Origin of the sequence: Serratia sp. OS31, from assembly GCF_014164835.1 — a bacterium.
GTDB classification, from domain to species: Bacteria; Pseudomonadota; Gammaproteobacteria; order Enterobacterales; family Enterobacteriaceae; genus Serratia; species Serratia liquefaciens_A.
This window is the reverse complement of record NZ_JACJFQ010000057.1, coordinates 1-14,538: the sequence shown is the minus strand read 5'-3', so window position 1 is coordinate 14,538 and position 14,538 is coordinate 1. Positions and strand designations below refer to the sequence as shown.

Sequence of the window (14,538 nt, the reverse complement as noted above, 5' to 3'; positions counted from 1 at the left end):
AACTATAGTGGCATGAACGGAGTGTGTCAGCTTGTTTAAACCGATCCTAAATCAATTCATTGATAGATATAACCTATTAAATTTTAATCATTAATATGAAAATTCGATCTGTTGTAATGGTTTTATATTCTAATAATTTTCTTAATATCAGGTGGATTGACCGGATAATTCGCTTTAATCCAGTTGATTTTACTTGTCAATTTGGCTTTTCTGCAGGGCATGATTCATGTGATGAAAGTAGGCACTCCTAAAAATGCTGTACTAGCTTGATGGATCGCCATGTCTATGGTTCATTAAACATTCTAATAATGGCAATTAAAATTACTAAGCATTGCAATAATATTGCGCCTACTTATCTTGGGCGGTGTGAAAATTAAATTCATTGTTATTGCCCCTGATACAAGTATCATTTATTAATTGGAACTATATAAAGGTGCTTAATGCAGTGGGGATTTTAAAAAATGACGACATATTGATAACAAGCACGCAATTAACCGTAGGTGATGAAACTTATATGTTAAGCGGCGTAATGCACATCAAAAAAGAGAAATGCAACAACCAATATCCCCGAACCTTAGCGCTGGTGATTATTTCATTTTTCTTGGGGGGGATGATCGGTGTGTCAGAGGTATGGTGCATCGTGGGGATATTATTCAGTCCTATTATTGCCATATGGGAGGGCAAAAATCAGAAGGCTCTCTATCGGGTGTACCTTGGTATGTCTTCGGGGGCGTTTAAGGTGCTGGAGAGTGAAGATGAGGGCTACATTGACGAGATCATAGCCACCTTAAAAGGGGCGGTGGCATGTATACACCGCCCCATAGCACCTAGTAATTAGAAGGTGACATTGACCTTGCCCCACAGGGTGCGGCCCGGTTCATTAACCGGCGTATTCGACGAATAGCCGAAGCTACTGTTACCTGCCAGATTCAGGTGTTCGCTGTAGGTTTTATTGAGAATGTTATCCAGGCCGGTGCTGAGCTTGACGTGTGAGTTCACCTTGTAAGCCACATTGGCGGACAGCACGCCAAAACCCGGGCTGTCGGCAAAGTCTTTACCGACCACGTTGCCCTGATTGATGGCTACGCGGTGCTGGCTGCTGACCAATCGCCACAGGCCGGTGCTGCTCCAGTCGCCACGCTCGTAGGTTAAACCAAAGCGCGCCTCCAACGGCGGGATTTGCGGCAAGGGTTGGTTGTCGCTGGTGTTTTTCCCCCAGGCATAAGCCAGACTGGCATCGGTCTTCCAGTGTTCGGTCAACTGGTAACCCATACCCATTTCACCGCCCATGATCGTGGCGTTGACGTTATCGGCCTGGCTGATGCGGGCGTGATGCGGATCGTATTTGAACAAGATGAAATCATTCACATGGCCAACATAAGCCGATACCCAGCTGTTAAAACGCTGGTCGGTATATTGGGCACCGATATCGATCTGCGTGGTTTTTTCACTCTTCACGCTGTCAAACGCACTCTTGTTGCCGCCTGGCCCAAACGTCGGGGAGAACAGCTCCCAATAGTCGGGGAAACGTTCGGTATAGCCTATCCCGGCGTAAAGCATCAACGGCATGCTGGCCAATGTGTGCTCAATACGGCTAAAACCGCTAGGCAGCGTATCGGAACGCTCAGTATCGTTGCCGGTTTTGTAGTTATCCACCAGGGTGCGATCGAGACGAGCACCGCTGATGATCTTGCTTTGTTCGGTCGCGCTCCAGGTCAGTTCGCCAAAGGCACCGTAGTTATGGAACTGCGCATCCTCTTGCCATGCGTTACCCCGTTTGTTGCGATGGGTGTTGGTTTGCGTATCCATACCGCTTTCCAACTTAAAATCTTGCCACAGCCAGGTGCCCATCACTCGACCGCCGACGGTGCGACGATCCAACTGCATGGTCATGCCGGCGTGCATAGGCATTCCCATCCCCATGTGTCCCATCGCCATGCCGCCCTGGCCGGGTGAACGCAGGGTGGTATTATCCATAATATGGTTGGCGTAGTTGTAATACACCTGGGCTTCCAACTTGTCGAATACCTCGCCAATGTTGGATTTTTCTACCCGCATGCCCAGGCTCTCGCGCTTGAACTGCGAACCATCCATGCTGCGTCCGGCATAGCGCGCTTCGCCATTACCCCGACCCATAGTCACTTCCAGCAGGGTATCGTTGTCCGGTGTCCAGCCCAGCGCCAGATCGCCATTCCATTTGTCCCAGCGAGAAGGCACGCGATCGCCATTGCCGTCCTGGTAATCGTGAGAGCGCGATTTATTGCCCATCAGGCGCAGATAACCCTGTTCACCGCCCAGGCTGGCATCGATGTTTTCATCCCAACGGCCGTTGGAGCCGGCCAGCATGCTGGCGTTGCCTTTGATGCCTGGTTTATCAAACCGCGGACGTTCTCGCTCAAAGCGCACCGTACCAGCAGAGGATCCTGCGCCCCAAAGCACCGTTTGCGGGCCTTTGGTGATGGTCAGCAGATCGTAGCTTTCCGGTGAGATATAGGAGGTCGGGGCGTCCATTCGTGAAGGACAGGCCCCCAACATTTCGCCACCGTCGGTCAGGATTTTCAGCCTCGACCCAAACATGCCGCGAAACACCGGGTCGCCATTGGTGCCGCCATTACGGATCTGGGAGAAACCTGGGATAGTTTTCAGATAATCCGAACCGTCGCTGGCAGGCACAGGCTGGCGAGGGGTTTTCGGTGAGGTCACTATCGTCATCGGTGAATAGAGCGGTGCGGTTACGGTGATCACGTCACCATCATTGGCCTTAACCGCAACTTCATGCTGGTGTTGTTGCGCAGCTTGAGCATTGAAGCCCGCCAGGACAAACAGCGGCATTGCCGCAGCAACATGCAGGGAGAGAGGGCGCTTCTTATAATTCTTGGTTTTTCCAAACATCATCGTTCCTTAATGCCAATTTTGACGCTAAAAATACGTTTACATCGCAACAGCCGGTTATTTAGGCGCAGTGAAACCCGGAGCATCATGCCGCCGTTAATAAGCTTTGGCCCGGTTATGGCGTGGGAATAATGCCAACAGGGTTGCGATGTTTATTGAGTGCAGTGGGGAATTCCGATAGGCGTAAATAATCCGCCTGGTTGAATAGTCTCAACAGGAATAATTTGGCTGCAGTCTATTAATTTTTAAATCAGCGGAACGATGCTGGTGGAGCGCGGGGTTGGGACTCGGAGTGGATCACATGGGCGAATAGCGGGAAGATATAATGCAGCGGCGGTGCGCGTGACAACAGCGAACCAGACCAGAATAGCGGTGAACTGGCCAGGTCTAACAAGGGGACATGGATCAGCAAAACGCAGTAGCCGCAGGCGCTGTCATCCATCATCATCGCCATATTATGGCTGCCGGTCTGCATGGCCATCGTCATGCTTTGTGCGCTGGCTTTGCCGTCAGGCTCCGGCGAAGGATGATGACCATGTGCAGACATATCCATGCCGCAGTCCGTCATTGTGGCCGTTTCAGATTGCCCCACGCGCGCATGCTCCAGCGATCGGGAGATCACCGGCGCAATGAACAACATCAGGATCGCAAAAATCCCCAGACAGGCCGGGAGATGGCTTCGCGATGTGGCAGTCCGAATTAACGACACATATATCCTAGAACAGGGCAAAATTAACGGGCGGAATTGTACTGTTTTATGCTGCAAATGTTAAAACATTTTATGCCCGGTTGGGTTATTGATAAAGGAAATTGCCGTTTGGTTCACGTTATCAACCATTTTAACTGTTTGGAAATGTATTGCTTACAATGAAAGTAATACTAGCCGTAAGGAGGATAACAATGTTGAAATTTTGAGCGGCGAGGGCAACTTTTAAGCAGTGGATTATCCCTGTTTCAACGGCAGTGTAGTGATGATCTCGAAATCAGCGGTAAAAGTCTTCCCCATTGACTATGGTTGAGTTGTATCTGGTTCAAACGAACTCAGTTGAAGAAAAACTGCGGGTTCAGTATCGATTCAAAAAGGAACATCATCAGATTGCGAATGTCTTGTTGCTCCAGGAATTGAACTCAATGGTCAACGATAGCCGTCTTGTTTACCCACAGTATTAATGTTGTTTTTTCTTTTGCGAAAATCGATCTTGAGTGGTTATGGTGCTGTCTATGCCATGATTAAAATAATCCCATCTATAATGGAAATGTAATATGCAGCAGAACTCCTCCCGTTGTCACTCAAGATTAAGTATGGAGATGCGGTAACTATAATTAATTAACCTTTTTGAGTTATCATTGGCAATAATCTTATATTTCGCATGATGTAAAACGTAAGATAACACTGTTCTTACTGGAGGTTTCGAATGCAGTTTTGTGCAAGGGTACGATGCCAATGTAGCCAGTTCGATAATGATTGCCACCCAAGGTAACCATCATTACAAATTCAAACTTAGTGGTTGAAAGAGGTCAAAATGAAATCAATGAAAAATTGGAAGTTTTTGGTGATTGCATTAGTCATGCCATTGATCTTTTTTCATGTTAGCTATGCCGTGGCTTATGAAAGCGATGCCAAACCTCAAATATCATTACTAAAAGAAAGGTTAAATGACAGTAAAGAGGAGATTTTCAATAATTATAAAAACATGACTTACAATCTCATCAGCTCACAACTTCTAAGTATATCAAATGAATGCCTTATGCTTAAGAGTAACCTTGAAAATGCGAAAGTTGAGATGAGCTCAAAGTTGCAAATAATTTCAAGCCCTAATGACGACACTTTAAAAACATATGGTGATGAGTATCTTAGCAAAGAAAAAAACATCATAAAAAGTAATCTTGAGAGCATCAGCACTCAGATTAATGAGCTGAATGTTATCAATGATAACTCTCTTTACCTCTTAAATAAAATAAAAGAGGATAGAGAGAACAATATGATAGGAATGTTAACGACACATTCACAATCAATCCTTTCCCCAGGCTACTGGGCAGGCAATGATGCAGATAAGGAAAAATATCTTAAAACCTATGGTTATATAAGTGACTTTTTTCATCAGGAAATAAACGATAACAAATCAGGGCTGATTCTATCTGTTGTGTTTTTATTTTCATTGATTGGTTTTATTTGTTCAGCATTCAAGTATAACCTTCTTAATAAAATTTTAGTTAAATACTTTCCAGGTTCTAAAGTTGTTAAAAGTTTCTTGGCCATTACAACATTGATTACACTTACAGTTTCCACTATCATTTATTTGGATGTAACCAACGTATTACTGGAGATACCTGATAATGACAATGATTTAATTAGTCAGATGTATCAAGGAATTGCAAAATTAATTGTCTTTACTGCGGTAATATACGGCATTGGAAAGGCGATTTTGCAACCTGATAACAGTTCCTGGCGGATGAGCAGGCTTTCTGATGAAGTAGCTAAATTCATAATGAACCAGATCCGCATACTATCCTTTTTAATGATCATTATTAGCACCATTGATGTAATCAACGTTATGTCCTTCACAAGCTATAAATCTACGTTTTTTACCTATGGGCTAGGCGCACTGGTAATTGCCTCATCGCTTGTTATTCTTTCCATTAAAACTGGTAGAATAAAGTCGTCTGATAAGGAGTCATCGACTGTAATATTTTTGTTGATTAGACTTGTTACGTTTATCACTGGGGTGCTAACACTAGCGCTCTTGATAATTGGTTATATTCCTTTGGCAAGATACATATGCTATGAATTCTTATGGTGCAGTGCCGTATTAGGGGTGGTTTACATATCTCTTAATTTTGTGAGTGATTTATTTGATTATATTTTTTCAAAAGAGAACAACCTTGGATCCAGATTAATTCCCTCATTAAACATAAGCGATAAACGGGTTTATCAACTGTCATCTTTACTGTCCGCTTTCTTCAGGGTAATCATAATAATTTCCGCCGCAATAATATTTTTGAATAATTCTCTAGTAACATCATCCTCTTTTGATTTCTTTTCAAAGGTTAGCCTAATCTGGAGCAATCAAAGCATTGGCACATCAAACATCGTTCCACGCCAGATCCTGAAAGGGATTTTATTTTTGGTTGCAGGGTATTATACAGTTAAGGTTGTTTTGCAATGGTTAGAAAGCGATTTTCTTCCTAAAACTTCGGTGGATAAAGGTATACAAATATCGATACTAACCTTAACCAGGAATGTATCCTATATATTCTTAGTATTCATTACATTAGCCGTTATTGGGGTTCAGTGGGCGAAGTTGGCCTGGATAGTGAGCGCCTTATCAGTTGGCATTGGTTTTGGCTTGCAAGATATAGTGAAAAATTTTATATCAGGAATAATATTACTAACTGAGCGACCAATAAAAGTAGGGGATTCAGTGGGGGTAAGTGGTGTTGAGGGTGATGTAAAAAGAATAAAAGTCAGGGCGACTGAAATTCAGCTATCAGACAAGTCGACCGTATTCATACCTAACTCGCAACTTATTTCGCAAAATGTTAGAAACATAAGCATGGGTAATCCATTGGGTGTAGTTACAATTGCATTAACTTTCCCAAAGATCACTAGTCCGATCAGCGCCAGAGATGTCATGGTTTCATGCGTGGAAAATAATGAGCGTTTTTTAAAAGATCCAAAACCTTTTGTTCGTTTTAAAGATATCTCAGAGAATGGACTGATCCTGGGTTTAACAGCTTATGTAAAAACTACAAGTATGACATCAAGAGCAAGGAGCGATCTTCTTTTTGATATATATGAAGCGATGGATTTGAAAGGGATCCCACTTTCAATTAACCAAGTGCTAATACTAAAAGATATGGATTAAGAGAGAAAATAACGGGCAATATGCCTATAACGCTATAGTGGCTGCGGGCATCCGCACAAGGGATCCCGCAGGCTAAGCTGACTGGCTTACAGTGATGAAATAGGCAAATCACCCAGCGATTTTAACCAAACGATGAAGGCGTCGATTTTCGGCCACTGGCGGTCGGAAAGCGTTGACACATAATAGTGCTGATCGCATTTCAGCTCCATTTTTGGCAATGGTGCAACCAGCTCGCCGGTACTGAGTTGCTTGCGAATAAGTCGTTTACGGCCCATGGCGACACCAACATGGTTCACCGCCGCCGTGACGGCCAGATCGGAACGATCGAATCCAATTCCCGGCGAGGTGTCCAGATTGACACCGAAATGTTGAGCCCAACTGTGCCATTCATCGGTACCGGAATCATAGCTCCAGGCTTGACGATCGTGGAGCAGGGTGCAGTGCGATAAATTGCCGGGAAAATTGGCCAGCTCAAATTGGGCGGCATACTCCGGGCTGCATACGGGAATAATGGCTTCATCCATCAGGTATTGGTAATGAAGCTGTGATGAGGGGGTTGCATCAAAATAAACGGCCAGATCTATGCCTGCCCGCTGGAAATTCACGTTTTCATTGCCGGTCAGAATAGTCAGGTTGATGGCGGGATAACGGCGAGAAAAATCGGCCAGCGCCGGCACGATCCAACACTGGGCGATCGACGGTCGGGAGTAAACCGTCAAGGAGCCTGACAGCGCCTGGTTTTTGATATCCAAAATTTCCTGATTCAGGGTGCCAAATGACGTTTTTAGCGCCCAAAAAACCCGTTTTCCTTCGGCGGTAAGCTCGACTTTGCGATGAGAACGAATAAACAACTTTATGCCAAGATTAGCTTCAAGTTGATTAATGGTATGGCTTACCGCGCTGGGGCTCACCGACAGTTCATCCGCCGCCATGGCGAAAGACTCGTGCCGGGCCGCCACTTCAAATGTAAACAGCCGCGATAGCTGCCAGCCATTAAGCGATCGGTGCTGACCCGTTAGCAGATGGTTGCCTGACATATTACCCCCTGAAATTAAAAAACCTGCGTTTTACGCACCAGTTTGGTGAGTAAAGTTGATTCATGTCGCTAAATTGCACCATTTCTTGGCGCAAGTCACTCGTTTGATTCTGTTTTGCTCATGTGAGGTGGGATTTTTATCGTTTGTCACCGATCGTCGTTTTCCTGTCCAATAAAGACAATTCAATGACAGGGGATATGGGCCATGGATTCACACATTTGGGTTGCAGTCACGCTGATCGCCAGTATTGCACTCATCATTTTGACCATCGTAAAGTTCAAATTTCATCCTTTTTTGGCATTGTTGTTAGCGAGCTTTTTTGTCGGTGGCATGATGGGAATGGGCCCGATTGATATGGTCAATGCCATTGAAAACGGCATTGGCAGCACGCTAGGATTCCTGGCCGCGGTGATTGGGCTGGGCACCATTCTTGGCAAGATGATGGAGGTTTCCGGTGCGGCAGAACGCATCGGTATTGCGCTGCAGCGCTGCCGCTGGCTTTCCGTTGACGTCATTATGGTGTTGGTAGGTTTGGTTTGCGGCATCACACTGTTTGTCGAAGTCGGCGTGGTGTTATTGATTCCACTGGCTTTCTCCATCGCCAGAAAAACCGGCACCTCGCTGCTCAAGCTGGCCATACCGCTTTGTACTGCATTGATGGCAGTGCATTGCGTCGTTCCTCCACATCCTGCGGCGCTGTTTGTGACCAATAAGCTGGGTGCAGATGTTGGAACGGTGATTGTTTACGGTCTTCTCGTCGGGTTAACGGCGTCTCTGGTCGGAGGGCCGCTCTTCTTGAAGATGCTGGGGAAACGCTTGCCGTTTAAGCCGGTACCGCCAGAATTCTCCAATCTGACCGTACGAGAAGAGCATGAGCTGCCTTCGCTGCGGGCAACGTTGTTTACGGTTTTATTGCCGATTGTGCTGATGTTGGTGAAGACGGTAGCGGAGTTGAACCTGGCTAAAGAAGGGCGCCTGTTTGGCCTGATGGAATTTATCGGCAACCCGATTATCGCCATGTTTATTGCCGTGTTTGTGGCCTATTACGTCCTGGGCATTCGCCGTCATATGGGGATGAGTTCGCTGCTGCGCCACACGGAAACGGGTTTTTCTTCGATAGCCAATATCTTGCTGATCATCGGTGCGGGCGGGGCCTTCAACAGCATATTGAAGGCCAGCGGTTTGGCGGACACCCTGGCGTTAATGCTCTCCAACCTGCATATGCACCCGATCTTGTTGGCCTGGTTAGTCGCACTCATTCTTCATGCGGCAGTGGGTTCCGCCACCGTTGCCATGATGGGAGCAACGGCCATTGTCGCACCGATGTTAGCGCTCTATCCTAACGTCAGCCCGGAGATTGTGACCATTGCCATCGGCTCTGGCGCTATCGGTTGCACCATAGTGACCGATTCGTTGTTCTGGCTAGTGAAACAATATTGCGGCGCAACGCTCAATGAAACGTTCAAGTACTACACCACGGCAACGTTTATCGCTTCGGTGCTGGCTTTGGGGATGACCTTTTTACTTTCATACATTATCTAAGGCAGCCTTTCTGCGGCAATCGTGAGCGAGAACTTTCCTTGGCTTACGATTGCCTCCTCATAGAGGGTAAGGCGATTCAGATAAGGCCGGTATTGATTCTTTTACCTATGTCCTTGAGCTGGGAGTATTTTTCAAGCAATTGAGGCCCATCATCAAGGCTCATCGCAAACATCCACATATAGGTCATCACCGAGTAAATATGACCGGCATTTGGCGTGCTGCTAAGCGACATGGTGAGGATGGTCATGCCGAACAGTAGCGCTATTACCGTACCGATGGACAGGAATCCCAATGCCTCACGATCGGACAGCTTTATGCGCAGCCTGGCCAGCACGCCATAATGTCGAGTCAGGGAAATCTTGGATGCCGCACTGACAAAATTCACCTCTTTTTCAAGACGATCGTTAAGTTTAACGAACAGCGCCTCATTCCTGCGGGTGTAACCCGGTAAGAAGAATGCGAAAAATACCAAGATGGCCAGGCAGGCCACACCGGTCCAAAACTCAATCACCAACAGCATGATCGCCGCACCAGTGATAGATGCCAGCGAGGTAATCAGCGTCGGCAGGTGCTTTTCAAAAAAGTCGATAAACTCGCGCGACAGGGCAACGCGTGCGGCGATGGTTGAAGCACTGTGGTTGTCCCGACGCTGGGCAACAATCACCGGCACCGCAAGCTCAGCATAAATTCTGGCAAAAGTGCGAGTATCTACGCTGCGGCGGGCCGCGCCAATGGCCCACATGATAAAAACCATCAATGCATACAACACGGCGTGTAAAGCCTTGCCGGCAATAATGGCGTTAATGGCAAAGCCCGCCAACAGCGGGTAGAGCAGGTAGGTAATGTTCTCTGCCACGACAAGTAATAATGTCATGACCAGCTTCCTGGCATGGCGGTGAGCAAGCAGCTTCAACGTCAAAATAGCGCTAGGTGCCCGGGCAACGGCGGCAGGTTTAGGGTTTTGTAAGGCTTTCATATTTGCTAAGATACCCACTGAAATTGAGCGGTCGCTCAAAACTGAAGTGAGTCTATTTGAGCAACTGCTCAAAGTCAACGGGCCTAATGAATGAGAAAAACGAAAGAAGACCTGAAAACACAAATTCTGGACACGACGATTGCGTTGTTTATCGAGAAAGGAATCGAAAAGGTCAGCACGCGGGAGCTGACCGAACGCCTCAGTCTCTCACGCAGCCACATTTACTATTATTTCAGCAATTGGCAAACACTCTGTATTGAGGCGCTTTCTCGCTACATGCAGAATGAATTGGATGAGTTTGCTGCTGAGATAGCGGAGCTGACGCCCGCTGAAAAAATCAAATCCCTGGTCAAAAACTATCTTCCCGATTCGCAAGATGCCGGCTGGCAGCTTTACAGCTCTCTCTGGCAGATAGCGGCCCACAACAGGGTTTATGCTGAGCTCGCTGAGTCCTTTACCCTTAAATGGGATATCTATATTGCCGAGATCATTAACGAGGGGATAGCGGCAGGCCATTTCCGCAAGGTGAATTCGGCGCGGGTGGCGCGTCAGTTAAGCGCGATGCTCAACGGTTACGCCGATGTTTTATGCATCAACGCTTCACCCGATAAACAGGGTGAGGCGGTCGATGACATTATGGATTTTATTCAGTTAACTTTATGCTGACAGGGCGCTCGCAACGCGATGGCTTAGGCCCGCTGTTGTCGCCATTCACGATAACGACGGGTGATGCGTTTGGTACGTAACTGGCTGGCGATTAATGTAAACAGTGGCGAATAACGGCTGGCGCGAGTACGCCCTTCACCCAGTGCACGCAGGCGGCGCGTGATTAAAGCCATTCGAGCCAGGGCGGCCATGGTTTTATTTTTCCACTTTACCGGTTTTGGCAGCGCATAAGGTTCATTGCCGGCTTTCCACTGGAGCGGCAGGTCAGGAATTTGCGCCATGGCTGTTGCGATTCCCGCCACGGCGACGCCGCTGTCCAGCACCTGTTGCGCCACGGATTTGCGGGCAATTCCACCCGTCGTCATTACCGGCATCTGCGCAATGGCGGCCAGATCGCGGGCAAACTCCAAAAAATAGGCTTCGCGCGCCAATGTACGGCCATCCGCGGTGTTGCCCTGCATCGCTGGGCTTTCGTAGCTGCCGCCCGACAGTTCAATCAGGTCGACAGGCAAGTCATTCAGCAACAAAATCACTTGTTGCGCATCCTCTTCAGAGAAGCCGCCACGCTGAAAATCTGCCGAGTTCAGCTTAATCGAAACGCAAAAGCCAGGCGAGACACGTTCACGCACGGCTCGTACGACGTTTAACAGCAAGCGAGCGCGGTTAGCGAGGTTGCCGCCCCATTGATCGCCACGTTTATTGGTCAAGGGAGACAAAAACTGAGAAAGCAGATAGCCGTGTGCTGCGTGGATCTGTACGCCAGTGAACCCAGCCTGTTCAGCAGCATAAGCAGTGGCAGCAAAACGTTCGATCACCTCGTCGATCTGCGCTTGGCTCATGGCCGTCGGCTGTGCGAATAACTTGCTGTGCTTACCCATTTCCACGGGAACCGCCGACGGCGCCCAGGCTTCGCCACCCATACTGGCCATGACCTGGCGGCCTGGGTGGTTTATCTGCATCCAGACCTGCGTACCGTTTTGGCGTGCGGATTTAGCCCAAACCTTAAAGGGGGCCAGCGGGGTATTTGCCTCAAGTGCCACGCCACCGGGTCCGGTCATTGCACGGCCGTCGATCATGACATTGCCGGTAATGATCAAGCCAACACCACCTTGCGCCCAGCGCTGATATAGACGATGCAATGCCGGGCCAGGCACTTGGCCGACGTCAGCCATGTTTTCTTCCATCGCGGCTTTTGCCAGGCGGTTGGGAAGGATGCTGCCGTTGGGCAGGGTGAGCGGGGTGAACATCATGGCGGATCCTTAATCAAAAAGAGAATCCGTGTATACTAAGTTTAAAGTTAACTTTAAGGTCAAGCGAAATGAAAATAGGGGAATTGGCAGAGCGATCGGGAATCGCCGCATCGGCCATACGTTACTATGAGCAACAGGGCTTATTGCCTAAAGCATCGCGCAGCGCTAACGGATACCGTGTTTATAGCGAGGCCTCGCTGGAGCGTTTACATCTTATCCAGATCGGGCAAAATCTGGGTTTTTCGCTGGATACGATCCGCGGCGTGCTGTCGCTGGAAGGTATGGCGTACCAGGACAGCCTTATGCAGAATCTTGATGCGCGGCTTGAGGAGATTGAACGCATGATGGCGACGCTGAGTAGCCAGCGGGAAACGCTGCTGGACACCAAACGCAAGCTGAAGGAGTCGGGATTGCAGGGCATATGCTCAGAAATAAACAACTCCGTTAAGGTGACAATGTCACGATAAATGCTGCACGACTGGATACTCTGATCCCAGAATTGCTATTTATCCAGTACGCGTTCAAACGCTGTTCTTGTTTCGTTGAATCATAAGTGAGTGCGTCAGTCATGGATGTCGTTGCATCCCAAAACAGCAGGTCACAATTTTTGATGCACGATCGCCAAGATAAGAACTGCACATATTCCTGTGCGTGAAGAAGGTAATTCGTTCCGGGACATACGGGCTCAAGAGTTGCAGTGGTGCACTGTGACAAAACCGGTCAGAAGAATTCAATGAGAGTTTGGTTTTCGTGGCGTAGATATGGCGACCGAAGACATTGATTGTTTAAATCAGCATGGGCTTAAGCAAAAAGCACTGGCTGAACGGGATATTAATAAAAGCCATGGCACAGCCCAAAAGCTCAGATTCTACGTAGAGTTACCTTGGTGCGCATAATGTATATTATGTTAAATTTAATGTTGGGATAACCGATATCCTTAGCCTAACTGCCCGCCCCCAGGTTTTTGCTCTGTGTAAAACAGGTTCGGTCATCATCATTCCCAGTTTTCCTCTTCGTTAGGTTTTAGCCAGTTCTTTTCAGTTACTGGTACTCGTTCACCATTAAATGTATACGTACAACAACGGCATCGTACTGGTACGTCTTCGGCTGTGAATTCAGGATTAACCTTCTGCAGCAATCCTTGCTCATCAATGCAAAGCCCGCTGTTGGCGGATTGCTCCTCTTGCCGTGGTGTTCTCCCTGCGAAAAAGCATTTTCGGCCTGCCTTTATTAAGCATCATCCTTTTCCTTACTTCATTTTGATCGCGCTACGTGAATTCTGATGATTTTCCCCGCCATTTCTCTCCCCGCCATTTATTGGCGCGGTCTCACCGAGAATCCTCCGCTGGCGTAGCCTGATGAAACCGTATCTGCCAGCGATTATCTGATAACAACCATAGTGACGATCGCAGCGCGTGTCGGCTAATCCCTCCATCAGCGTCACGTTGAAAACTTCGGTATGTAAGCAATACGGTGCCGTGAGAAATGATGGACAGTTTGAACTCTTCAGCGAGAATTGAAACCTGGCTGCTTTCTCTTTCAAGCGCCGTAACGGTTTGCTGCCGGTTATAGCATTGTCCTGACCGACCAATTTCTTCAAAATCCACATGCAGTAATTCGTCAACGGCCTTCACATTGTTGCGTATTGCTGGCGAATGAAGCTGACACTCCAGTGACTGGATCACCGGTAGAAGCTGTCTGGAACCGGTCAAAATGCCCTCCTTTTTTGATCGCGCTACGTGAAATCTGAAATAAATTAGCTACATCTACCTTGCAGACTTCGCCAAATCGCGTCGTTAAACCGAGCTTAAATCCACCAATGTATCGGCATTCTATTAACTTTAACGCGCAGCATGCTTTGTTGCCATGGCTAATTGGTCGTAGGCAATAAAGTGAATCCCTACCTATTTAACATAACTCAAAAAACAGTGACAACGTCACCTGGTTTTATCACTTGCTCTCTTCCAGATAGCACCCGTTGATGGGCCAACAAGGTTGGCCCGTGATAGACAGGTCTAAAAATAGAGTGGGATCGTCGCCTGCGCACGGTGTTCGGCAGGCTGGCAGAAAAGAATTAGCGGGCCAACTCCACGCCATCCAGTTCGGAAATGGCGAGACAGTAAACCTCTGTGAGAGCATCCACGGTATAGGCGGTATTGGCCGGGATCATAAACATTTCATGGGACTGCAGTGTTTGGTCGCCGATCTTAAGCTCACCGGACAGGACCATCAGTTTGACCCAGCCCGGATGCAGGCGGGCTGACTGGTGACTGCCAGCATCAAGTTTCAACAGCGCCGTGTGCCCATGT

The 14,538-nt window shown here is 47.8% G+C and carries 12 protein-coding genes; 5 read left to right on the top strand and 7 right to left on the bottom strand.

Annotated features, from left to right (window positions below):
* Positions 1–433 precede the first annotated feature (433 nt).
* A complete protein-coding gene (locus H5P17_RS25520; RefSeq protein WP_182825810.1) occupies positions 434–838 on the top strand; it encodes a DUF6232 family protein in 405 nt (134 codons plus the stop codon).
* Here H5P17_RS25520 and H5P17_RS25515 read toward each other — a convergent pair.
* Together H5P17_RS25515 and H5P17_RS25510 are read right to left on the bottom strand one after the other, a co-directional pair.
* Positions 835–2,895: a TonB-dependent copper receptor gene (locus H5P17_RS25515; RefSeq protein WP_182825809.1), complete on the bottom strand. Its 2,061-nt coding sequence runs from the start codon at positions 2,893–2,895 to the stop codon at positions 835–837. The two genes, H5P17_RS25520 and H5P17_RS25515, sit on opposite strands and share 4 nt — an antisense overlap.
* A 247-nt stretch (positions 2,896–3,142) precedes the next feature.
* Positions 3,143–3,601, bottom strand: coding sequence for a DUF2946 domain-containing protein (locus H5P17_RS25510; protein WP_182825808.1), 459 nt, complete (start codon positions 3,599–3,601; stop codon positions 3,143–3,145).
* Positions 3,602–4,415: 814 nt separating this feature from the next.
* Here H5P17_RS25510 and H5P17_RS25505 point away from each other — a divergent pair.
* A complete protein-coding gene (locus tag H5P17_RS25505) occupies positions 4,416–6,758 on the top strand; it encodes a mechanosensitive ion channel family protein (protein ID WP_182825807.1) in 2,343 nt (780 codons plus the stop codon).
* Between the two features lie 86 nt (positions 6,759–6,844).
* On the opposite strand, the gene dsdC is transcribed toward H5P17_RS25505, so the two are convergent.
* Positions 6,845–7,795: a DNA-binding transcriptional regulator DsdC gene (gene dsdC / locus H5P17_RS25500; protein WP_044551173.1), complete on the bottom strand. Its 951-nt coding sequence runs from the start codon at positions 7,793–7,795 to the stop codon at positions 6,845–6,847.
* A gap of 204 nt (positions 7,796–7,999) precedes the next feature.
* Between dsdC and dsdX the strand changes: the two genes are divergently transcribed.
* A complete protein-coding gene (dsdX, locus tag H5P17_RS25495; protein WP_182825806.1) occupies positions 8,000–9,337 on the top strand; it encodes a D-serine transporter DsdX in 1,338 nt (445 codons plus the stop codon).
* Positions 9,338–9,413: 76 nt separating this feature from the next.
* On the opposite strand, the gene H5P17_RS25490 is transcribed toward dsdX, so the two are convergent.
* Positions 9,414–10,313, bottom strand: coding sequence for an ABC transporter six-transmembrane domain-containing protein (locus H5P17_RS25490; protein ID WP_182825805.1), 900 nt, complete (start codon positions 10,311–10,313; stop codon positions 9,414–9,416).
* Positions 10,314–10,403: 90 nt separating this feature from the next.
* Here H5P17_RS25490 and H5P17_RS25485 point away from each other — a divergent pair, with 90 nt between their 5' ends.
* Entirely contained in the window at positions 10,404–10,979 is a 576-nt protein-coding gene (locus H5P17_RS25485; RefSeq protein WP_182825804.1) for a TetR/AcrR family transcriptional regulator, read from the top strand.
* Between the two features lie 23 nt (positions 10,980–11,002).
* Here the strand turns inward: H5P17_RS25485 and H5P17_RS25480 are convergent, their stop codons facing one another.
* A complete protein-coding gene (locus tag H5P17_RS25480; protein WP_255477998.1) occupies positions 11,003–12,229 on the bottom strand; it encodes an NADH:flavin oxidoreductase/NADH oxidase family protein in 1,227 nt (408 codons plus the stop codon).
* 68 nt (positions 12,230–12,297) lie between these two features.
* Between H5P17_RS25480 and H5P17_RS25475 the strand changes: the two genes are divergently transcribed.
* A complete protein-coding gene (locus H5P17_RS25475; protein WP_182825803.1) occupies positions 12,298–12,696 on the top strand; it encodes a MerR family transcriptional regulator in 399 nt (132 codons plus the stop codon).
* Positions 12,697–13,557: 861 nt separating this feature from the next.
* Here the strand turns inward: H5P17_RS25475 and H5P17_RS25470 are convergent.
* Positions 13,558–13,941, bottom strand: coding sequence for a DUF4440 domain-containing protein (locus H5P17_RS25470; RefSeq protein ID WP_182825802.1), 384 nt, complete (start codon positions 13,939–13,941; stop codon positions 13,558–13,560).
* Between the two features lie 362 nt (positions 13,942–14,303).
* Positions 14,304–14,538, bottom strand: a 235-nt coding sequence (locus H5P17_RS25465; protein ID WP_182825607.1) for a hypothetical protein, incomplete at its 5' end; no start/stop codon positions are given.

Bases quoted from the DNA above. Each gene is read 5' to 3' on its own strand.
- H5P17_RS25515 (WP_182825809.1), bottom strand. From the start codon at position 2,895: ATGATGTTTGGAAAAACCAAGAATTATAAGAAGCGCCCTCTCTCCCTG.
- H5P17_RS25505 (WP_182825807.1), top strand. From the start codon at position 4,416: ATGAAATCAATGAAAAATTGGAAGTTTTTGGTGATTGCATTAGTCATG.
- dsdC (WP_044551173.1), bottom strand. From the start codon at position 7,795: ATGTCAGGCAACCATCTGCTAACGGGTCAGCACCGATCGCTTAATGGC.
- dsdX (WP_182825806.1), top strand. From the start codon at position 8,000: ATGGATTCACACATTTGGGTTGCAGTCACGCTGATCGCCAGTATTGCA.
- H5P17_RS25490 (WP_182825805.1), bottom strand. From the start codon at position 10,313: ATGAAAGCCTTACAAAACCCTAAACCTGCCGCCGTTGCCCGGGCACCT.
- H5P17_RS25485 (WP_182825804.1), top strand. From the start codon at position 10,404: ATGAGAAAAACGAAAGAAGACCTGAAAACACAAATTCTGGACACGACG.
- H5P17_RS25480 (WP_255477998.1), bottom strand. From the start codon at position 12,229: ATGATGTTCACCCCGCTCACCCTGCCCAACGGCAGCATCCTTCCCAAC.
- H5P17_RS25475 (WP_182825803.1), top strand. From the start codon at position 12,298: ATGAAAATAGGGGAATTGGCAGAGCGATCGGGAATCGCCGCATCGGCC.